A 21,736-nucleotide genomic window follows, 5' to 3' on the forward strand; every position below is an offset into this window, starting at 1 on the left:
TCGCTCGTGGGCGATCGTCTGCGTTTCGATTTGGCGTAAAATCGAGCCCCTGCCGATAATAGTCCGCGCCTGTTTCGCAGGTCGCGCGAACGCGTGAATTCCGCACCGTCCGGCGGACGGCAGCAGCGCCCACGATACGGGACGATTCGGGACGGAGCCCGCAATATGCATTTTAAAATTCTCCTGACCACTCACAGTACCGCGTTCATGACGAGCGGTGGTGGTGAGTCGGAACTCGTGCAGGTCGCCGAACTTCTCAACGATTCGGACGTACAGGCCGACATTTACGGCATTCGCAGTCGGCCGCTACGCTTTTACGACGCGGTGATGCACTTCTCCGTCCATGCGGACGGCGAAGCGATCGTTCGCGAAACGGTGAATCAGGGCAAGAAGCTGTTCCTGTGGCCGAACGTCTGGTGGTTGAGCGCGCCCGACCCGGCGGAAATCAGCCGCATCGAGGCGTTCGTGCAGCGTGCCGAGCGGCTACTGTTCAAGTCCTCCGCCGAACTCGCGCACTTCAACAGGTACATCACGGTCGATCCAGGTAAATGCGTGGTGGTGGGCTCCGGCATATCCGACCGGTTCCTGCTGCCGGCCGACAAGGATTTGCTCCCCACGGTCTGCGACGTCTCGGACTACGTGCTGTGCCTCGGCTTGATCGAGCCGATCAAGAATCAGCTCGAACTGATCCGCGCACTGAACCAGCTCGACATGAACGGCTTGATGGTCGGCGGTTTCAGGGACGAGGAGTATTACCGGCAGTGCGTTCGCGAAGCGCGTCGGGGGATTCATTTCCTGCCATTCATCCAGCCCTGCAGCGCGCTGTTGCGCTCCGCGCTCGCCAGCGCGATGGTAGTGGCGGAGCCGAGCCTCGATCCGCCCGGGCGCTCGTGCCTCGAAGGCGCGTTCGTGAAGCAGCCCCTCGTCATGGTTGATGGGGATTGGCAGCGCGAGCACTTCGACGACAATGTCTGGTACGCGGCTTCCACCCGCGCGCCGGACATCGTTCCCGCCATTCAAGCTGCCCTGACCGACCCGGACAGGGACGAAAAGATTGAAAGTAACTACGAACGCGTCTATGCACGGCACTCGTCGAGCACGGTAGCAGCAGACCTAATCAGACACCTGATCGATGCCGGCCTCACAAATTACTAAGATTCCCCGACTGCTCGTCGTTCAGCGGCGCTCCATGACCGATGGGCGAATGAATTCGCGCACCATCGGCGCGCGCTTCGCGCCTTTGCTTTCGTACATGCAGCGCCATCAGTTGATCGAGTGGGAGCAGATCTCGGAGGCGGACGTTGGCGTCAGCCATCTGCATCGCTTCGACGTCGTGCTGTTCAACAAGCACGTGTCGAATCTGTCGCTGAAGATCATGCGGATGGCCAACGAACTCGGTCTTCATACGATTTACGATCTCGACGACTGGCTGCTCGATCTGCCGTCGTGGAGCGTGCTCGAAATGAACGAGGACGTGCTCTACAACGTGCTCGCGATGATTCGCGAAGCGAGCGCGGCCACGGCGTCGAACTCGCTGTTGCAGGAGCGCATGCGCAAAGTGCGGCGCTCGGACGACGTCCTGATCATCCCGAACGGTTTCGACGATCAGGCGTTCGACCTGTCGCCGGAACTGTGGACCGAAACCCAGCCGCCGAAGATCATCTTCTCCAATCTCGACGGCATCAAGCTCGTGAGCTTTCGCAAGGAGTTTTTCGGCACCTTGCGCAGTTTTTTCGCGCGGCACGAAAACGTGTCGATCGACTTCTGGGGCGATCCGTTTCCGGAGCTCAACACGATTGCCCGCATGACGCATCGCGGCAGCCGCGGCAACCTCGAATACAAGAAGGCCATTCGCGACGAAGGCTACACGTTCGCGATCGTGCCGCTCGGCGCCGAAGAGGATCCGGAGACGCTGTTTTTCAACTCGTGCAAGTCGCCGATCAAATACGCGGACTACGGCAGCCTCGGCATCCCGAGCATCTATTCGGATTGCCCGACCTACCGCGAAAACGTCAAACATCGTGAGACGGGATACATTGCGTCGAACACGGCCGAGAGCTGGGCACGAGCGCTGGAGGACATGCTGGGCGACCCGCAGCTTCGCCAGTCGATCCGCCGCAATGCCTACGCCGACGTGTTCGACCGTTTCAGCGTGCGACGCATTTCGTCGATGTTCCTGAAGGCCTTGCCCGACCCCAAGCCTTAAAGCAGCTAACACCTATGGATCTTCTTCTGATTCGCCACGGCCAATCGCACGCCAACGTGGCTGGCCTGTTGAACTCGACCGAGCAAGACGAGTTGACCGAGCATGGCCTGCAGCAGGCCGCGAAGCTACGCACGCTGATGGAAAGTCACGGTTTCGCGCCCGACCGCGTTTTTTCGAGCCCGTGGCGGCGCGCGTTGCAGACCACTGAAGTGCTGTTCAAGGACAACAGCGACTGGACCGTCGACGCGCGTCTCGGCGAAACCAATGCGGGGCGGTTCGCGACGTGGAAGGCCGAAGATTTTCGTCTGGCGTTTCCCGACTGGGGCAAACATCTATCGGACCGTTACGAGGGCGGCGAGTCGCATCTCGAACTGGCCGCGCGTTCGGTGAACTGGCTCGAGGAGGAGGTGCTGCGGCACGCTGGGCAGCCTGGCCTGATCGCCGCCGTGTGTCACGCGGGACCGATCTCGGTGATCTCGCAATACCTGCTGAACGTGCCGTTGTCCCGCTTTCCCAACGTGCTGGTGCCGAATGCAACGCTCACGCTGTTCCGGCGCAACGTGCATACCGGAAACTATTATCTGCAGATCGCAGGGCTGTCATGAGTGCATCGATCAAGATCTTCGAGCCGCTTTACGCGCCGGGACAGGTCCTGTCCGAACAGGCTTTTCATCCGCTCGAACTGCGCGATAACGCGCACGCCGCGTGGCGCGAGTTTTATATTCTCGTCGACATGTACCGCAAGGGCATGCATCGGCAGCAGCAGATCACCGGTCTTTTTTCGCCGAAGTTCGCGCTGAAGGCGCACATGGACGGCAGCCGGTTTCTGGAGTTCGTGCAGGCCAATGCCGACGCCGACGTCTGGATGATCAATCCGTTTCCGCAACTCGCGTATTTCTCGTACACCGCGTGGATGCATGGCGAGCATGCGCATCCGGGACTCGTCGAGCGCAGCCAGCAACTGCTCGACGCCTGCGGCATCGCGTGGAATCTGCGTGAGGCGCCCCGTCAGTCGCCGCACACGCTGTGCTATTGCAATTTCTGGGTCGGTTCGCAGTCGTTCTGGGAAAGCTACGTCGGCAAGGTGCTTGAGCCGATTGCCACGTTCCTCGAAACGCAGAGCGGCACCGAGGCCGCGCGCGGGGTGCTGGAGCCCACGATCCACTCGGACGACGCACCGTTCCTGCCATTCGTTGCCGAGCGTCTGTTCAGCACGTATCTGTCGCTGCATCCCGAACTGAAGGTGGCGGCCTATCCGATCGAAGGCGATCAGGTGCTGGACTATTGCGTCAGCGATTTCGAAAAAGACATCGTGCGCTACATGCAAAAACCGATCGACGCGGCGGATCGCGCGCCGGTCTTTCCGCCCGAGCAGATTGCGTTGATGGACTTGCTGTGCACGCTATCGCAGAAGTACGTGCGTGCGCATTTCTCGTTCACACCGCACCCGCATACGGGGCAACCGATCGACTTCGACAGGACCGGCAAGCCGCCAGCGAACGAGTGAGGCGGCGCGATCGGGTTGGATCGCGCCGATGTGCGCCGGGATGCGTTGGTGAGCGGCGGCGCTGACTATCGATCTCTTTTCAGCGAAACGGCCGCCGTACCCGCGCGCGCATGCGTCGACGCGGCCTCCATGCCGACCCCGGCGCCGATGAAGATGTTGCGCCATACCTCGTCGCTGGCACGTTGCAGTACACCGTCGGCGTGTTTGACGAAGGCCGTGTCGATCGGACAGCGGCCGTGGGTCTGACCGAGGCGCTGCGTGATCACGGGTATCCAGGCGGCGAGTTCGGCATGGGCGTCGAACACGCAGTCGGGCGGGCAAATCTCCTGAGCGGCCGTGCCGCCACGCACGAATACGGGCTTGCCGTAATGCATCGCTTCGAGCACCGGCACGCAGAAGCCCTCATGGCGGCTCATCGCGAGCAACGCGTGGGTGGATTCGTAGCACTCGAACAGATCGGCGTCGTCGAGCATGCCCTTGAAGTCGACCTGCTCGAGCACGCCGAGATGCCGCGCGTGATTGATCAGAAATTTCAGGTAATCGTAGTTCGGCGTGCTGCCGACGATGCTCAACGTCGCGCCGAAATCACGCTGCTTCAGCAGCGATAGCATCTCGATGCCGTCCTCGATGCGTTTATGCGGCACCACCCGGCCCACCATCAGCAGGTTCGGCTCAGGGCGCTTTCGGCCCTTGCGCGGTCCTTCGCGCCGGAACACGTACATGTCGGGAAAGATCGGCGGCACGACCTTGATGGCGTCCGCCGCGACGATGCCGGCGAGGCTCGCCGCCGTGCTGCGCGAATTCGCGACGACGGTGTCGAAGTGCGCGAGCAGCGGCAGTTGCGCGAGTGCCTTCTCGCACAACTGTGCGGTGCGCGGTTCGAGCGCGCGCAGCAACTGCGGGTCCGTCACGCCGTGGATGTAGCAGATCTTCCTGCAATCGAGCGCGAGTATCCGCTCGAGGTACGGATCGTAGATCGAGTAACTGAGCAGAACCACATCGTCGCGAGTGACCTCTTCGAATAATGCGTCAAGCGGGCGCACTCCATTCGTTCCCTCCTCGAAACCGCTTGCATACAGCTCGGCCCTCATGCCGAGACGTTCAGCCATGCGTACGAAACCGATGCAGTGGTTACCCACCGCATCGCCCGAGAAAATGTCCGGAGCACATACCCGCAGCGTCATATCGTCTTCGCCTCCGCAATGTCGTTCAACCGTCGCGCATACGCGCGTGCGACTGCCTCAACTGAGTAATCGCGCTCGATGCGCGCCTTCCCCGCCAGTGCGATGCGCTCACGGAGTGGCGCATCGTCGATCATGCGTTTGAGCTGTTCCGCCGCGATCGATACCTCCGGATCGCACCAGTACTGACCTTCGGCGAACAGGTAGTCGCCGGGGCGCAGCGGCACGAGTTCGCCATCCACGAGGAACGCGGTGTCGGGTTCGCAAAAGTCGACGTTGCCCGAGAAGTTCGTGACCACGACCGGCTGCCCCAACGCCATCGCCTCCGCGATCACGCGGCCGAAGCCTTCGCTACGGTGCAGCGAAATATAGGCATCGCAGCAGGCCATGAAGTCGGTCGAGTCCTGGCGGCTCAGGCGCTCGGACACGATGTGAATGCGGCTATCGCCCGCGACAAGGTCGAGCACGGCGCGCCACACCGGGTCGTCGTCGCGCACGTTCATCGCCTTGATGACGAGCCCGACGCCCGGGGAGCTGTCGCCGAACGCCTGCTTGAACGCCTGCACGCCGGCGAGCGGATTCTTGCGGCTCAGCCACGAGTTGCCGTCGAACATCAGGTAGAACAGGAACTCGTTGGCCGGCAGGCCAAAGCGCTCGCGCTTCGGCTCGAGCGGCGCGGGGACCTCGACCGCCATCGGCATCTGGTAGACCGGCGTGTTGCCGAGCCGGCTGTAGACGCTCTGCACGAAGCGGCTCTGCGCCCAGATTTCGTCGACCATCTGATGCACGTTGCCGAATGCGTTCGGCCAGTGGGGCAGTTCCCATGGCCATGCGCCGATCTTGTGCGTGGGCGCGTCGATCAGGGTGCGGCCGCCTTCCAGAGCGAGCCGCACCATTTCGGGCGCCGGCAGGCAGATCAGGCTGATGTTGTACTTGAGCTCGTCGCTGATCAGATGATCGACCGAGTGTTCGAGGCGCGCGGGTCCCGCCATCGGCGCATTGAGCAGCGTGACCGGCGTCGACGACAGTTGCAGTACGCGGGCGGCCATGCGCGCGTCTTCGCCGAGGCCCAGCACACCTTGCGGGAAGCCGATGATGTTGACGCCGAAGTCGTAGCCGATGCCTTCGACGCGCGCGTGATAGCGCGCGGGCTCGTGCGCGTCGTCATCGGCTTCGTCGTCGGCGCTGTCGGTCCAGCGCACCTTCAGCGAGCCGACCAGCGGATATTCGGTCGACGCCCATTCGTTCCACCAGCGCACGAGCTGGTCGCGGCCATCCGCGGTGTTCAGGTCGTACACTTCGCGCAGATCCGGGCGGTCATTCGCGATCATCGTCAGGAAGCGCGGCAGCAAGGTGTCGTCCGCCGGCTGTTCGTCGTCGATTCTCGCGAGCTCTTCGGCCAGATGAGTCGGCGTCCATTTGATCGCGTAGTACTCGTCGTGCCCGTGCTTGTCCCACCACGAGATGAAGCCGAGCCGTTCGCTGAAGCTGTTCAGGTTGAACGATGCCTGCAGGTCGGGCCGCTCGTTCCAGATCAGCAGCAGAAAGCGCGGCAGCAGCGGCAGCGCGCCTTGCTCGCCGGCTTCCAGCTTGAACAGGGTGTCGGGCAACGGCGGGATGGCCCAGTGAAGCGCCGGATACTGGTGCTGCCCGTGTTCAACCCACCACGACAGGCAATTGAGCCGGCTGACAAAAGTGTGCAGTGGACCGAACGCGGCCTGGAGGTCCGGCCGTTCCCCGACAATCTGCGACAGGAAGCGCGGCACGTGCGGGCTGTCGTCGACGGCGGGCTTCTCGGGTTCGAGCATCGCACCGCCGATCGGCGGCTGAATCCACTTGATCCGCTTGTATTCGCGGTGGCCGTGCTGTGCCCACCAGCTCAGGCAGGCGAGCCGGCCGGTCAGCGTAGTCAGGTCGAAGGCGCTGCGCAGATCGAGGCGCTTGGTCGTAATGAAGGCGAGAAAGCGCGGCAACGGTATGTTGCCGGACTGGGGCGCGTCGATCGGCTCCAGCAGTTCGGGCCAAGAAATCGGTTCGAGCAAAGTTTCGGCGAGGTGCTTCGTGTCGAGCACGCTCGGCGCGGTCGAGCCCAGCCAGTATGTGACTGCGTCCGGATGCTGATCGATCAGCGTGTCGTTATCGAGTTGACGCAGGTATTCAAGGTCTTCCTGACGAAGCGCCCAGTTGAAATCCGGATACGTCTCACGCGCCGTCATTTCCCACCAGAAGTACAGAGTGACCCGATCGTCCAGCTCCTTTGAATTGAAGGGCGCGAGGTCGGCTCTGAATTTCATCAGAAAGTAGATCGCGCTCGGCAGGCAGAACCTCTCTGCCGGCGATGGGTGCCGGTACTCTGCCAGCCACCCTGTCTTGTTTTTTTTCGGTCCCAGATTAACCAAGTTTGCAATCCTCGAAGGCCATGCGAAGGAAAAGTCGTCGGCGGTCAGCGTCAGATTGGACGACTAATAGGGTCCTTCAACAACAAATTGCCCCAGCGCTGCCTGACCAACTTGGATTCCTGATTGTGAACGGTGTCGTCAGGGTACACAGCATCGCGCTCACCGCGCCCACGTTCGCCTGCAGCGCCACCGAAATCATTTCTTCGAGCCAGTTGGTATTGATGATTTCGATGTCGTTGGTTCATCAGGCAGACGAGGTCGGCCGTGCTCGCCAGCGCGATGCGATTATTCAGCGCCGAATAGTTACTTGCGAATGAAATAAACGTCCTGGTTGTCGTCCCAGCCGCCAACGATACGTTCCACGGTCGTAAGTTTGTTTTCTTCGCAAAAGGTCCGAAGCCAGCGTTCCGGAATCATCGAAACACCGTAACTTTTCCCGACATCTTTGGCGATTCTGGCACGTGATGAATTTTTAGGTTGAGAGTCAACAAAGGCGTATTCTCCAGCGTCGTACGACGAAAGGAGGCGTTTTCGCGCATCTTCGCCTACCGAATAGCAATCCTTTTCCCTTAGACGCTCGCTCGACCGCGCGCCGTGTGTGGTTACGACAGCGACGCCGCCAGACCGAATCTTGCTGAAGAAATGCCTCAACGCCGATCGGGCGTCTGCCTGCGAAAGATGGGTGATGAGAGATTCCAGTACCGCGACGTCGAACTTCGCGTTTTCAATTGTGGAAAATTCAAAGATCGGGTCAACGATGTGATGTCCATGTACACCGAAGGTCGAACCGCAAAAGTCGACAGCATGCGCCACGATATCGGCAGCATGGACATCACATGCCTTAAATTTCTTGATGAGATGCCGGGTGGTGCGTCCATAACCACAGGGAAGCTCAAGGATCGTTGGGTTTTTGCTACCAGACAACTTAACAGCTCGCTGAGCAAATCCAGCCATCTGTGAACCGACCGATTCATAGTGCGCTACGGAACCCTCGAACGTTTCGTCGTTGGCGTGGATCGGTGCCGCGACTGCGATTTCGACTTTCGGTTTATCGGCGGAGCCGGCGGCGACGGACTCGGCGAATACCTCATCGACCCCCAATTCTCGCAGAGCATTTCGGATTGTCAGATTTTCAGCCCGGTCTCGCAGCCCAAGCTGATCTTTGACGGTCTCACTGAGTCGGGTAATTCTGCGTCGCGCCTCGATCAACGCGGCGACCTGCTCGTATTCGCGCAAGCGCTCCCCACTAAGCTTGCCTTCCGCCCCAGTAACGCCCGTCGAATTACTCAGATCCGATTTGATGTAATAGTCACCGACAATGGTTCCTACCAATTTGAAATCTGCGGGATATGCGGCCGTAATACGCAGCAGAAGATCGTAATCTTCCTCCCAAGTCAGCAGAGTATCGAAATAGAGTTCGGAAGAAGTAATCGATCTGTCGATCAGATAGGAGTGAATCGGGCAGAAGTTAGCCATGAACAGATCCACGAGACCTTCGCCAGGGAAAACCGCGGAGTCCGCGCGTGTAGCCACGATAAATTGCGGGTGTACATCGGCATGCACCACTCTGACAGATGAGAAGACAATTGCGGCGTTGCTTGTCTTCAATTGGTCGACCAGAAGACTGTAGGCCTCCGGATACAACACATCATCGTAATCGAGAAAACCGACGTACTGACCGCTAGCTCTGGATAGGCCCAGATTCAACAGTTCTGTTCGCGCATCTTTTGGTTCTTCCGAAGTGAGATTCACCAATTCCAGAGACGGAGCGTCGTGCATCTTGAGCAAGCGGGCAAGCGACGCCTCGACCTGCGCGATACCAGATTGCGAAAACCTTTGTAACGCAATAATGATATTGAGGGGACGATAGGTTTGTCCGACCAGCGAAAAAACACAACGTTCCAACTCCTTGAGGCGCTTGATATCGTGAAACCTAACGATACAGTCAACTTGATTTTCAATCATGCTTTTACCAACGCGGTTTCGCGAAGCTTGTGTGTGCGGTGAAATCAGCGATCTTGCTCCACGCAACGGGAACAGGCTCTGGGTAATGCTGAGGTAATTGCTTCCCCAAGCCCTCCATTTCGCTCTGCAACCACTGCTCGAACTCCGCGCCACGCCACTTCCTCGCCAGCAAGGTAGCAGACGTGTAGATCATTTCTACCGTCGATACGCTCATCTCGCGATTGGTGACACGATGAAGGAAAAGTGCCTGCGGGCAAGTTTTCAGACTGTATCCAAGCGCTCTGGCGCGCCACGAAAGGTCGACATCTTCGCAATACATAAAGAAGCTCTCGTCGAACCCACCTAATTCCTCGAAGCACGTCCTAGAAATCGCCAAGCATGCACCCGAAACCCATGGTGTTTCGAGCGTTAAGAAATCGTAGGGTTTTGGGTGTTCTGATGGAAATTGAAGTGCTTCAACCAATGCTCTTCCGTCTGCCGCGAATACAGCTTTAACCAGGCTGCCAATCGCGTCCGGATGCAAAACTCCATCCGGGTTGAGGCAAATATAGATGTCAGCACCGTCGTCGAAAGCCCCACGCATCAACTTGTTGTGACCAGCGCCAAAGCCGACATTTCCCTCGGATTGCAGACGTCTCAGGAACTTGCGGTCGAAGTCGTAATGTTCGGTCGAACTACCGTTATCGAGCAGGAAGAGATTGTTTGCTACGGGGAGGCCGGCCTCTAAGAGAGAGATACGAGCCGCTTCGACCGCACGCTGAAGTTCCGTCTGGTCATTGTTATAGGTCACGATTCCGATAACGATCTTTGCGTTGCGCGACGTTTTGACATGCAAACCGAGAGCTCGTTGCTGAATGATGTCAGCCAATCGTTGAGGCGGCTCTGCGATTGGCGTCGGCCGAACGGCGCGGATCTTGACACCCTTCGGGTTAAGAAGATGGAAAACATAATGCTTTGCAAACGCTTTCAAATCGGGAGCGGAGGCGATGGGAATCATCGCCGGGGTTTTCTCATACAGTTCTGGCCGCGCGATTTTCATCCAATGAAAACCTGCATGCTCGCAAGCGTAGAAGAAAAACCGCTCGATTGAATGTGCGAGTGTGGCGTCTTTCTGATTAACTTCAGATGGAAAATCTTCAAAACTTAGGTTCAAATCAACCAGATTCTTCAAGGCTGCCGTTCGCGCCCAGAACATCGAACCCGATGGAAAATCGAGTGGTGTCGACTTGTCTATGGCAAAACCAAGACGGTTTGCGAGCTTCTGCGCGCCGTCGAAGTTGCCTCCCCAATTGGTCCAGTGCCGCATCGTTTCAAAATGCTGGGCGGCGACCATCCCCAGGTTGGAATCATGCTCGAATGCGTAAAGAACACTGCTGACGACTTCGGCCGAACCTGAAAGACTTTCGAGAAGGAAGTGACGCCATTGAGCCAATGCGCTTGCATGATGTGAACGCTTCCCATGCAGACATAGAACGAAGTCGTAGCGCTCGAAAACATTCTTGAATGCGAGCAATTTGGGCGCGATATCGCGACCGCGGTTCGGGACAACACGAACGTCGACTGTGCCTTTCGCCCAGCCCTTGAAAGCGTTCTGGATTAATTCGGCTGAGAATGAATCACAGGTCGATATATACACATCGACACCGACCGGAATGTTATTCAGATACACACGGAACTCTGGCGCGAGTTCGGGATAAAACAAATGAATAATCGCAGCGACGCGTTCAGTTTTAATCTGTTTCAACGTGGGGAACTGAAACGGAACCTTGGCGCTGTAGTCGATTTCGATAGCACGACCTGCCTCCGGAGGCGTCACCGGCGGCAGTGGAGCGCTTTCTAACTGGACGGTCGGCATGGCCCGCTTCAAGTGCTTGGTCAGAGGATGCAGGAATCGAGTCCATGAACGGCGTGACCTTGCAATCTGCGCAGGTGTCTCGCGCAGTGTCGCCACCTCGGCCACTGCAGCATCCGCGATCGCGCGATATCGGCTTTCGATCGCTTTGATTCTGCGTCGCTCATCGAGAATCATGTCGCGGAGCATTCGGCGGTTCTCGTCTTGGCGCCAGAATTGCTCCGTATCTGAGGATCCCGCGTTTGGCGCAGTGTTTGGCGCGTCCGGTCGCGCTCCAACCGCTATTGCAAGCGAGGAGAACACAGGTTCTTGTTCCGTTGGAATTGAGTTCATGCGAGAGCAAATTTATGGAATAGGCGAGAACGAAACTGTATGACCTAATGATGGACTGCCCGTCCAAGAGTCCACAACCGCCTACTCAATTAGGCCGGCCGTATTGTACCCGAGGGCTGCTGCGAGAATGGCGTGTCCGGAAAACTAGTTTCATCAGTGAGACGGTGCCCTTGATCATTTCTAGGGCCCGGCGGCGCGCAAGCCCGAAAAAAAACCGCCTCAGTGGGCAAGCTTAATCCATATCGGAGGAGACATGGAGGCGACGGATTAAGTACAAACCCTAATCAGAATCCATGTGCACGCCCGGAGCAACGCTCCAAGTATTCCTCGTTGCCTCCGTCCTGCGCCTAAGGCGCCGCTTGAGTTTGGACATATCGACCATGAATTAGTCCGTCACGCGGTCGGCGCGCATCCATGGCACAAAGGGAGGCGTGACAAAGCGGGGTCCGCCCATTGATCGGGAGCGGGCCGCGGCAGCGGTACGAAGGGCTATCTACTGGATGCAGGTATCGCGCGGCAGGCTTGTAAGCGCAAGCGGGATATCAAGGCGGCCATGAACCGGCAAGGAGCAGCAGACGAGGAATCGAACGATTCGCATGAAAGTGGTTAGCGGCGCGGCCGGTATAACGCTTGAACGCGGGAATCAGGAACGTCCCGACGATACTTGCAACTGCGTCGGTCAGCAAGAAAAGCCGGAAATCACCGAGCAAACCTTGGCCAACGTGGCGAGAGATATCAAGCTCGCCCCCCCTTTGCGATGAATGGTCCCTGAAAGGAATTGGCCGTTCTTGAAAGCGGGGCAATGATCCCGAAAAAGGGAAAACGACACTGCAATACGACGCGTACGAACGCAGGCGATCCGTACGGCATTAGCCAGAGTCGCGATCACATGGATCACAAATGTAAGCCCGCATATGATCAAAAGCTTAATGTCCATGCTGTTGCGGCGAGGGTTGACCAGGGTGGTCCAAAAGTCTAACCGAGCTCGCAGCCGGTTCGATTGTCGACGACGTAAGGCAGTTCGATATTTGCCTGCTCTTGGTCGGCAAGCGACCCACGATCTACCTTAGATTCGCTCGTCACCGGCATTGCGAATCGGATCAATCGGTCCTTCGGCACCGTTAGCCAGCAGGTTCGACGTCTCCGACGGAAAGCGCCGCATCTTCCTTTCTTCGAACTTACGATCGTATCGTTCAGCGTTCGGCTCGTTTGGTTGCGCCTTGCGCATATGTTGCCGCACGAAGCGACTGAGTGCTCCAGCTAGCTGAGATGTCTTGCGCTTCGCGATCACATATCCCGCCCCGTGTTCTTATCCTCAAGGGGCCGCCCCTCATCCCCGCGAACGAATCCCCACCTCTTCGCCGTCGTCATCGCAAGCGCTGACGCTTGATCTCGGGCGTCGTCGTCGCGTTCGCGCGTCGCTCACCAGTGGGCTTCAGCAATACACCATCGAGCGGCGCGAACAACTCCCCGAGCGTGACGTTCTGTAACTAACAGATGTTCGCGAGCGTCTCGATTGTCGGGTTAGCAATGCGCGTTCGATCGCCGAAATGTAGGTGCGGTCAACGTGCGCCTCGAAGGCGAGGCGTCTCCTGCGACTTGTCGGCCTCATGCCGGCATTGCTTGATACGCCTCCCCGCAGCGTCATATCGTCTTCGCCTCCGCAATGTCGTTCAACCGTCGCGCATACGCGCGTGCGACTGCCTCAACTGAGTAATCGCGCTCGATGCGCGCCTTCCCCGCCAGTGCGATGCGCTCACGGAGTGGCGCATCGTCGATCATGCGTTTGAGCTGTTCCGCCGCGATCGATACCTCCGGATCGCACCAGTACTGACCTTCGGCGAACAGGTAGTCGCCGGGGCGCAGCGGCACGAGTTCGCCATCCACGAGGAACGCGGTGTCGGGTTCGCAAAAGTCGACGTTGCCCGAGAAGTTCGTGACCACGACCGGCTGCCCCAACGCCATCGCCTCCGCGATCACGCGGCCGAAGCCTTCGCTACGGTGCAGCGAAATATAGGCATCGCAGCAGGCCATGAAGTCGGTCGAGTCCTGGCGGCTCAGGCGCTCGGACACGATGTGAATGCGGCTATCGCCCGCGACAAGGTCGAGCACGGCGCGCCACACCGGGTCGTCGTCGCGCACGTTCATCGCCTTGATGACGAGCCCGACGCCCGGGGAGCTGTCGCCGAACGCCTGCTTGAACGCCTGCACGCCGGCGAGCGGATTCTTGCGGCTCAGCCACGAGTTGCCGTCGAACATCAGGTAGAACAGGAACTCGTTGGCCGGCAGGCCAAAGCGCTCGCGCTTCGGCTCGAGCGGCGCGGGGACCTCGACCGCCATCGGCATCTGGTAGACCGGCGTGTTGCCGAGCCGGCTGTAGACGCTCTGCACGAAGCGGCTCTGCGCCCAGATTTCGTCGACCATCTGATGCACGTTGCCGAATGCGTTCGGCCAGTGGGGCAGTTCCCATGGCCATGCGCCGATCTTGTGCGTGGGCGCGTCGATCAGGGTGCGGCCGCCTTCCAGAGCGAGCCGCACCATTTCGGGCGCCGGCAGGCAGATCAGGCTGATGTTGTACTTGAGCTCGTCGCTGATCAGATGATCGACCGAGTGTTCGAGGCGCGCGGGTCCCGCCATCGGCGCATTGAGCAGCGTGACCGGCGTCGACGACAGTTGCAGTACGCGGGCGGCCATGCGCGCGTCTTCGCCGAGGCCCAGCACACCTTGCGGGAAGCCGATGATGTTGACGCCGAAGTCGTAGCCGATGCCTTCGACGCGCGCGTGATAGCGCGCGGGCTCGTGCGCGTCGTCATCGGCTTCGTCGTCGGCGCTGTCGGTCCAGCGCACCTTCAGCGAGCCGACCAGCGGATATTCGGTCGACGCCCATTCGTTCCACCAGCGCACGAGCTGGTCGCGGCCATCCGCGGTGTTCAGGTCGTACACTTCGCGCAGATCCGGGCGGTCATTCGCGATCATCGTCAGGAAGCGCGGCAGCAAGGTGTCGTCCGCCGGCTGTTCGTCGTCGATTCTCGCGAGCTCTTCGGCCAGATGAGTCGGCGTCCATTTGATCGCGTAGTACTCGTCGTGCCCGTGCTTGTCCCACCACGAGATGAAGCCGAGCCGTTCGCTGAAGCTGTTCAGGTTGAACGATGCCTGCAGGTCGGGCCGCTCGTTCCAGATCAGCAGCAGAAAGCGCGGCAGCAGCGGCAGCGCGCCTTGCTCGCCGGCTTCCAGCTTGAACAGGGTGTCGGGCAACGGCGGGATGGCCCAGTGAAGCGCCGGATACTGGTGCTGCCCGTGCTCGATCCACCACGACAGGCACTTCAGGCGCCCGGTGAAGCTTTCGAGCGAGCAGGGCTCCTGCAGGTCCCGGCGCTCACCGTGCAGCAGCCGCAGGAAGCGCGGCACCGGTAGCCAGTCGGCGTGCGAGCCAAATTCGGGCTCAAACATCACGGCGGAGGGCGTGGGCGGCACCCATTTGATCGCGTGGTACTGATGCTGGCCGTGTTCGATCCACCACGACAGACAGCTGAGCCGCCCCCGGAAAGACTGGAGCGTGAAGGTCTCCTGCAGGTCCGGCCGGTCCTTGTAGATCTCGCTCAGGAAGCGCGGCACGTAAGGGCCACCGTCCGCGGGAGGCGCTTCGGGCTCGAGCATGAAGCCGCCGATCGGCGGCTGCGACCACTTGATGCGTGGATATTCGCGCTGGCCGTGGTCTTCCCACCAGCTGAGCGCGTTGAGCCGCGAGGTGAAGCTGTTCAGATTGAACGCGCTGCGCAGATCGCGCCGCTCGGTCGTGATCTGCGCGAGGAAGCGCGGAAACGGCATCGCGCTGGAGTCGGGCGCGTCGATCGGTTCCAGCAGCCCGGGCCAAGCGATCGGCGGACGCCACGTCACGCGCGGGCAGGTGACCTGACCGTACTGCTCCCACCAGTCGAGGCAGTTCAGATAGCCGGTCAGCGTGTTCAGGTTGAATGCCTGGGACAGATCGCCGCGATTGCGCACGATCGTCGTCATCAGCTTCGGCAATTGCAGGCCGGCTTCTTCGAGCACGGTGACGGGCTCGTGCAGCGTCTCGCTCAGATGCTTCGCATCGAGCACGCTCGGTTTGGTCGAGCCGAGCCAGTACGTGACGGCTTCCGGATGCCGCTCGATCAGCGTGTCGTTGTCGAGCTGACGCAAATATTCGAGGTCTTCCTGTCGCAGCACCCAGTTGAAGTCCGGATACGTTTCGCGCGCCGACATTTCCCACCAGAAATACAGCGTGACGCGGTCATCAAGCACTTTGGAATTGAAGCGCGCGAGATCGGCTCTGAACTTCATCAGAAAGTAGATCGCGCTCGGCAGGCAGAACAGTTCCCCCGGCGATGGATGGCGGTACTCCGCCAGCCATCCGGTCTTGTTTTTTTTGGGTCCCAGATTAATCAAGATTTGCAATCCTTGAAGGCCAAGCAAAGGAAAAATCGTCGGCAGTCAGTGTCAGATTGGGTGAATAGCAGGGATCGTTCATCAACAGATGCTCCCAGCGCTGTCTGACCAACTCAGATTCCTGGTTGAAGCGGCTGATTTTTTCCGGTGTGTCTTCGGCGCCGCGGGTTGCCGATTCGTGATGATAAAGCTCCGCGTAGGGCGTCCACACATTGCGGTAGCCCGCTTGCCGCACACGCAGGCAAAAATCGATGTCGTTGTAAGCGACGTGTAACTGTTCGTCGAGGCCGCCGACTTCCTTGTAGATCGACTGGCGAATCAGCAGGCACGCGGCGGTCACCGCGCACATCACGTTGCGCAGGCGCGCGCGCGCGAAGTAGCCGGGGTGCGAATTGGGGAAATGCTTGTGCGCATGGCTCGCGATACCGCCGACGCCGAGCACCACGCCGCCATGCTGGATCGTGTCGTCCGGATACAGCAGTTTTGCGCCGACCGCGCCGACATTCGCCTGCAGCGCGACCGACACCATTTCCTCGAGCCAGTCGGCGTTGATCACTTCGATGTCGTTGTTCATCAGACAGACGAAGTCCGCCGTGCTCGCGAGCGCGACGCGGTTGTTCAGCACCGAGTAGTTGAACGGCGAATCGTCGCGCACGACCTTGATGCGCTCGTCCTCTTGCAGGCGCGCGAACAGGTCGTGCGTTTCCTGCTTGAGCGAGCCGTTGTCGATGATCGTGATGCGCAAGTTCGGGTAGCTCGATTTCTGCCGCACCGATTCCACGCATTGCTCGACGAGTCCGGCGGAATCGCGCGTAGGAATGATGATCTCCACCGACGGCGGCACCTCGGGCAAGTCGTACACGACCTTGTTGAAGGCGTCCGTGCCCGGCGCGTGCTCGGTGTGGGCGTTGATGCCGTTGCGCGCGAGGTGTTCGTCGAGCGCGCGCATCGCCGCGATATGCGCGTACGGCTTGGCTTCGTGGCCGGCCGCCGTGCTCTCGGGGATCATGCGCCAGTGGTACAGCGCGCGCGGCACGTGATACACCGTGTGATGACCCGCGCGATCGATCACGCGCAGCGCGAGGTCGTAGTCCTGCGAGCCTTCGAAGCCGGTTCTGAAGCCGCCGACCTCCTTCATGACCGAAGTCTTGTAGACGCCGAAATGCGAGATCATGTTTTGGCTCAGGAACAGATCGTAGTTGAAGTCGCATTTGAAGTACGGGTCCGAGCGGACCCCGTCGATCGAGATCTTGTCTTCGTCGCTGTAGATCACCGTCGCGTCCGGATGCGCGTTGATCAGCTCGGCGACGCAGTAGAGCGCGAGCGGATGCAATTCGTCGTCGTGGTCGAGCAGGCCGACGAATTCGCCGACGGCAAGCTCGAGCGCCGTGTTGCTGGAGGTGCTGATGTGGCCGTTCGTCGTGCGGTACGCGACCTTGATGCGCGGATCTTTGGCGGCGTAGCTGTCGAGCACCTGCCTGACCTCGGGGTTCGTCGAGCAGTCGTCGGCGATGCACAATTCCCAATTCTCGTAGACCTGGTCGACGACCGAATCGATCGCCATGCGCAGCCACCTGGCCGGCGTGTTGTAGGTCGGCATCACGATGCTGATCAGCGGTTGCAGCGCCCACGCCTTCGAGCGCGCGCGCAGTTCCGGGTAATGCGACGCGGGCGGCTCGTGCCGCTCGATCCATTCCTGATACGTGTGACCCACGGTTGGCGCCGGCGCGGGCTGAGCGCCGCCGCCCCACGACGCCATCCGGCGCGCGCGTTCGAGCAGTTCCGTCGGGCAGTCGGCGTCGGCCACCAGTTCGACGTTGAAGCCGGTGATCGAAAACAGTCCCGCGCGCGCGATCGGATCGAGGCGCAACGGACCGACGAGCGGCGGAAACGCGACGACCTGATCCACCTTGCCGTCAGCGTCGACCACGAGGCCGATCGTCGCGTGCTCCGACATGCCCGCGCCCGCGTCGAAATAGATCATGCATGGCGAGGCCGGCATGTCTTCTTTCGCGAGCTCGAACGAAATACGCGCGGCGCGACCCGACAGCTCTTCCCATCCCGTCAGCTTGAACTGCGGATCGCCGTTCGTCGCGTTCCAGGCGAACCCGGAATTCGAGGACGCCTCGACGTTATTCAAGGGACGAAGTTCGAAGTTCTTCATGAGGTTCTTCACGAGGTTCGTCACGGGTTTTGTCATTTCGTCAGCAGGGAATCGTACAGGTCTTTCAAGGGCGACAGGACGGCCTGCCAGGTCAGATCGCGCGTCGGGGCAGCGGCAGCGCCGCGCGGTTGCGCGAGCGCCGCGCGAATCGATCCGGTGATGCTGTCGACGTCGAACGGATCCAGGTAGGCAACGTGCTGCGCGAAATATTCTTGGGTAGAGCCAACTTTTGTCACCGCGATGCGGGCGCCGGCGGCATGCGCTTCGAGCGCGGCGAGCCCCGGCGTTTCGAGCGTGCTCGGCAGCACGAACGCTTCGCAGGCCGCGTAGGCGGAGCGCAGCAGCGGCGAATCGTGGGGCAGCGTGCCGGCGTAGACGACCTGCGCGCCACCCTCGTCGAAGCATGCCTTCGCATACTCGGGATCGCGCTGATGGCCGATCAGGACAAGCGTCAGGTCGGGGAACGACTTCATCGCCCGGATCAGCGCGAGCTGGTTCTTGCGCGGCTCGATGTTGCCGACGTTCAGGATGAAGCGGCCCTCGATGCCGGATTCACGGCGGAACGGCTCCGCCGCGACAGGCTCGTAAAAGCTCTGTTCGACGCCGTTCAACACGCTCGCGAACTTCTCGCGCGGCAGATCGAAGATGCGAGCGAGCGTGTCGCATTCGATCTCGGAGTTCGCGACCACGCGGTCCGCGAGAGAGAACTGATGGCGGATCTCGCCGATCGGATAGAGATGCCTGGTTTCCTCCGTCACCCACAGACTCGACGACACGACGAGCGGCAAGCCGAGTTGCTTGACGAAGTTGCAGAAGTGCACCGAGCCACCGACGCACGAGAAGAAATGCACCACGTCGTGTTCTAGAAAACGCGGCTTCCACGGATCGAACAGCGTAACGTCGACGCCATGCGCGGGCAGATGCTTGTGATAGGCAAGCAATTGGATTTCTCCGCCGCCGGGGGTATGGAAAGCCATCGGGTAGGTGGCGAACAGCACTTTCATAGGTGGGACTCTAGTCGCTCAAACAGTTCTTTTCTTCAGACCAGCACGTCGCGGCACGCCGCTGCGCGTAACGCCGCTGCGCGTAACGCCGCTGCGCGTAACGCGCGAACATGGCGGCGAGACCGGCAGGTTTCGGGGCATTCACGTGGATGCTCGCCGCGCGCTTGCGCGGCCTTCAGGCGCGGACTTGCCGGTGCGCGGGCCGGGGCCTGGTCGCACGGCCAGCGAGCAGGCCGGCGTGTGCTGTTGTCGAGCACGTCGGATCGATACCACGAATTCCACATGCGCGAATATGTTTGAGTTGTTACGAAGTGTACGAACGACGCGCCAGCAGGCGCAGGTCCGTTTTATTATCACGGCCCGAGGCTCGTGCCGCGTGTTGGCGCTGCCGGCGTGGTCGCGGCAGCGCAGACATTCTAGCGCCCAGGTGGCGCGATGCCATCCCTGACGACTCGCAGGCCGCAACGGGTGTCGCCCGAATACAATACGTTCCCAGCCAGACTTCCTGAGAAAGCACCGCCGATGCCAGATTGTATCGTGTCTGATCCGCCTTTCCCGCCGTTTGCGGCCGCGTCGAGTCCTGACGGCGATCGTCTGTTTGCGTGGGGCGCGCGGCATGGCGTGGGCGTAATCGCGCGCCGCGAAGTGCATGACGGAGCATTGCGATGAGTCTGCAGATCCTCGTCACCGGCGCCAACGGTTTCGTCGGCCAGCCGGTGTCCCGCGCGTTGCTGCGGCGGGGCGATCGCGTGACTGGCGTGGTGCGCCGGCCGCACACGGCCGCCGAGGGCGTGGGCGAATGGCTGCTCGATACCGAAGACTTTGCGGGCATTGACCAGCGCTGGCCGGTCGCGCTCACTTGCGATGCGGTGATCCATCTGGCGTCGCGCGTGCACGTGATGCGGGAGACCCTGACCGAGCCGCTCGCCGCCTATCGCGCGACCAATGTCGAGGGCAGCTTGCGCGTCGCGGCCGCGGCGCGGCGCGCGGGCGCGAGGCGCTTCGTGTTCGTCAGCAGCATCAAGGCGATGGGCGAGGCGAGCAGCGGCCGGCCGATCGCTGAAACGGATCAGCCCGCGCCGTCCGATGCGTATGGCATCTCGAAACTGGAAGCCGAGCGCGCGCTGTTCGACTACGGCCGCTCGACGGGTCTCGAAGTCGTCGTGGTGCGGCCGCCGCTGGTCTACGGGCCGCGCGTGCGCGCGAACTTCCTGCAGCTGATGAACGCGGTCGCGAGAGGCATTCCGTTGCCGCTCGGCGCGCTCAGCGCGCTGCGCAGCCTCGTGTTCGTCGATAACCTCGCGGACGCGCTCGTGCATTGCGCGACCGATCCGCGCGCGGCCGGCGAAACCTTCCATGTGACCGACGGCCGCGACCTCAGCGTGCCGGAACTCGCGCGTCTGCTGGCCACGCAGCTTCACGTGCCCGCGCGGCTCGTGCCGGTGCCGGCCAGCCTGCTGCGTCTCGCGGGTCGCCTGACCGGCCGCTCGGCGCAGATCGATCGATTGATCGGCGAGCTGCGCGTCGACAGTTCGCATATCCGCGAATGTCTGAACTGGTCTGCGCCGCATACGGTCGAGCATGGGCTGCTCGAAACCGCGGCGTGGTATCGCTCGACGCATTGACCACGGGTTGAACCCGCCTTGACTCCGACCTGAACCGCTAACGCTATCGATGCCGCTCGCTGCACACTCCGCCTCTTCCGTCGTCTCTCTACTGCCGTGGGGCGTCGCCGCGCTCGCCGCCTGCGCGGCGATCCTGTGGACGCTGCTGCGCACTGGCCTCGCGTGGCGGCTCGCCACCGACATCCCCAACGACCGCTCGCTGCACACGCGCCCGACGCCGCGCGTCGGCGGCTGGGGCATCGTACCGGTCGCGGTGCTGCTGATCGCGCTGGCGGCGCCGTCGCTGTGGCTGCCCGCGCTTGCCGCGGCGCTGCTCGCGGCGCTATCGCAGATCGACGATCGACGTGGCCTGCCCGCACGCGTGCGCTTCGGCGGTCATGCGGCGGCGGTGGCGGCACTGATCGCCGTCTATCCGGCCGACGTGCCGTGGTGGGCGCTCGCGTGCATGGCGGTTCTGCTCGTGTGGCTCGTCAATCTCTACAACTTCATGGACGGCTCGGACGGCCTCGCGGGCGGCATGGCGCTGTTCGGCTTCGGCGGCTATGCGGTGGCCGCCTCGGTGTCGTCGCACGCGGACCCGGCGCTCGCGACGGCGAGCCTGATCGTCACAGGCGCGGCCGCGGGCTTTCTGCTGTTCAACTTTCACCCAGCGCGCATCTTTCTCGGTGACGCCGGCTCGATCCCGCTCGGCTTTCTGGCCGGCGCGCTCGGCTATTGGGGGTGGCGCGAGGGGGTATGGCCGGTGTGGTTTCCGGCGCTGTGCTTCGCGCCGTTCATCGGCGACGCGTCGGTCACGCTGCTCAAGCGCCTGCTGCGCGGTGAAAAATTTTGGCAGGCGCATCGTGAACACTACTATCAAAGACTGGTGCAGTCGGGTTTCGGGCACGCATCGACCGCGTGGATTTGGTATCTGTTCATGGCGGTGGGCATAATGCTTGCTGTCTGGGCGCTACAATTCGCTCTTCTGTATCAATGGCTGGTTGTCGTCGCATGGGCTGCCGTGCTCGTGGTCGCGGGGCTGTGTATTGATCGCCGCTGGCGGCGCCATGTGTCCCGTTCCGGGCCAATCTGA

The 21,736-nt window shown here is 61.1% G+C and carries 14 protein-coding genes and 2 pseudogenes; 6 read left to right on the forward strand and 10 right to left on the reverse strand.

All coding sequences use genetic code 11. The features are described from left to right. The first annotated feature begins 93 nt into the window (after window positions 1-93). Genes HDG37_RS06420 through HDG37_RS06435 form a run of 4 tightly spaced genes read left to right on the forward strand, consistent with a single transcriptional unit; the run spans window position 94 to window position 3,713 of the window. Window positions 94-1,155 (forward strand): glycosyl transferase family 1, encoded by a 1,062-nt coding sequence (locus HDG37_RS06420; protein WP_409259970.1) that lies wholly within the window; start codon window positions 94-96, stop codon window positions 1,153-1,155. 49 nt (window positions 1,156-1,204) lie between these two features. Beyond that, on the forward strand, window positions 1,205-2,206 hold the full coding sequence (locus HDG37_RS06425) for a glycosyltransferase (RefSeq protein WP_260332783.1): 1,002 nt from the start codon (window positions 1,205-1,207) through the stop codon (window positions 2,204-2,206). Between the two features lie 14 nt (window positions 2,207-2,220). After that, window positions 2,221-2,811 carry a histidine phosphatase family protein gene (locus HDG37_RS06430; protein WP_184045431.1) on the forward strand — a complete coding sequence of 197 codons (591 nt, stop codon included), beginning with the start codon at window positions 2,221-2,223 and terminating at the stop codon, window positions 2,809-2,811. Next, a complete protein-coding gene (locus HDG37_RS06435; RefSeq protein ID WP_184045433.1) occupies window positions 2,808-3,713 on the forward strand; it encodes a hypothetical protein in 906 nt (301 codons plus the stop codon). The genes HDG37_RS06430 and HDG37_RS06435 overlap by 4 nt, the downstream gene beginning before the upstream one ends. 65 nt (window positions 3,714-3,778) lie before the next feature. Here HDG37_RS06435 and HDG37_RS06440 read toward each other — a convergent pair whose 3' ends face one another. The 10 genes and pseudogenes from HDG37_RS06440 to HDG37_RS06485 all read right to left on the reverse strand — a co-directional run bounded on the left by HDG37_RS06440 (window position 3,779) and on the right by HDG37_RS06485 (window position 19,039). Then, window positions 3,779-4,897 (reverse strand): glycosyltransferase, encoded by a 1,119-nt coding sequence (locus tag HDG37_RS06440; RefSeq protein WP_184045435.1) that lies wholly within the window; start codon window positions 4,895-4,897, stop codon window positions 3,779-3,781. After that, entirely contained in the window at window positions 4,894-7,293 is a 2,400-nt protein-coding gene (locus tag HDG37_RS06445; RefSeq protein WP_184045437.1) for a glycosyltransferase family 4 protein, read from the reverse strand. Before HDG37_RS06445 ends, HDG37_RS06440 begins: the two co-directional genes overlap by 4 nt. 303 nt (window positions 7,294-7,596) lie before the next feature. After that, window positions 7,597-9,258: a methyltransferase domain-containing protein gene (locus tag HDG37_RS06450; protein ID WP_184045439.1), complete on the reverse strand. Its 1,662-nt coding sequence runs from the start codon at window positions 9,256-9,258 to the stop codon at window positions 7,597-7,599. Between the two features lie 4 nt (window positions 9,259-9,262). Continuing rightward, window positions 9,263-11,299, reverse strand: coding sequence for a rhamnan synthesis F family protein (locus tag HDG37_RS39995; protein ID WP_184045441.1), 2,037 nt, complete (start codon window positions 11,297-11,299; stop codon window positions 9,263-9,265). A 710-nt stretch (window positions 11,300-12,009) separates the two neighbouring features. Beyond that, window positions 12,010-12,380: pseudogene (locus tag HDG37_RS06460) on the reverse strand (lipid II flippase family protein); the annotation flags it as partial. A 129-nt stretch (window positions 12,381-12,509) separates the two neighbouring features. Beyond that, complete coding sequence (locus HDG37_RS06465) at window positions 12,510-12,734, reverse strand: hypothetical protein (RefSeq protein WP_184045443.1); 225 nt, start codon at window positions 12,732-12,734, stop codon at window positions 12,510-12,512. Window positions 12,735-12,810: 76 nt separating this feature from the next. Further along, a pseudogene (locus tag HDG37_RS06470) lies at window positions 12,811-13,110 on the reverse strand (helix-turn-helix domain-containing protein). Further along, window positions 13,088-15,871, reverse strand: coding sequence for a glycosyltransferase family 4 protein (locus HDG37_RS06475; protein WP_184045445.1), 2,784 nt, complete (start codon window positions 15,869-15,871; stop codon window positions 13,088-13,090). Before HDG37_RS06475 ends, HDG37_RS06470 begins: the two are co-directional and overlap by 23 nt. After that, complete coding sequence (locus HDG37_RS06480; RefSeq protein WP_184045447.1) at window positions 15,864-18,071, reverse strand: glycosyltransferase; 2,208 nt, start codon at window positions 18,069-18,071, stop codon at window positions 15,864-15,866. Before HDG37_RS06480 ends, HDG37_RS06475 begins: the two co-directional genes overlap by 8 nt. Further along, a complete protein-coding gene (locus HDG37_RS06485) occupies window positions 18,068-19,039 on the reverse strand; it encodes a glycosyltransferase (protein ID WP_184045449.1) in 972 nt (323 codons plus the stop codon). Before HDG37_RS06485 ends, HDG37_RS06480 begins: the two co-directional genes overlap by 4 nt. Before the next feature lie 665 nt (window positions 19,040-19,704). Between HDG37_RS06485 and HDG37_RS06490 the strand changes: the two genes are divergently transcribed. Together HDG37_RS06490 and HDG37_RS06495 are read left to right on the forward strand one after the other, a co-directional pair. Then, the gene (locus HDG37_RS06490) at window positions 19,705-20,664 is read left to right on the forward strand and encodes an NAD-dependent epimerase/dehydratase family protein (protein WP_184045451.1); all 960 of its coding nucleotides are present in this window, start codon (window positions 19,705-19,707) and stop codon (window positions 20,662-20,664) included. A gap of 49 nt (window positions 20,665-20,713) precedes the next feature. Beyond that, complete coding sequence (locus HDG37_RS06495; RefSeq protein ID WP_184045453.1) at window positions 20,714-21,736, forward strand: glycosyltransferase family 4 protein; 1,023 nt, start codon at window positions 20,714-20,716, stop codon at window positions 21,734-21,736.

Source organism: Paraburkholderia sp. MM5384-R2, assembly GCF_014201025.1.
In the GTDB taxonomy this organism is placed as follows: domain Bacteria; phylum Pseudomonadota; class Gammaproteobacteria; order Burkholderiales; family Burkholderiaceae; genus Paraburkholderia; species Paraburkholderia tuberum.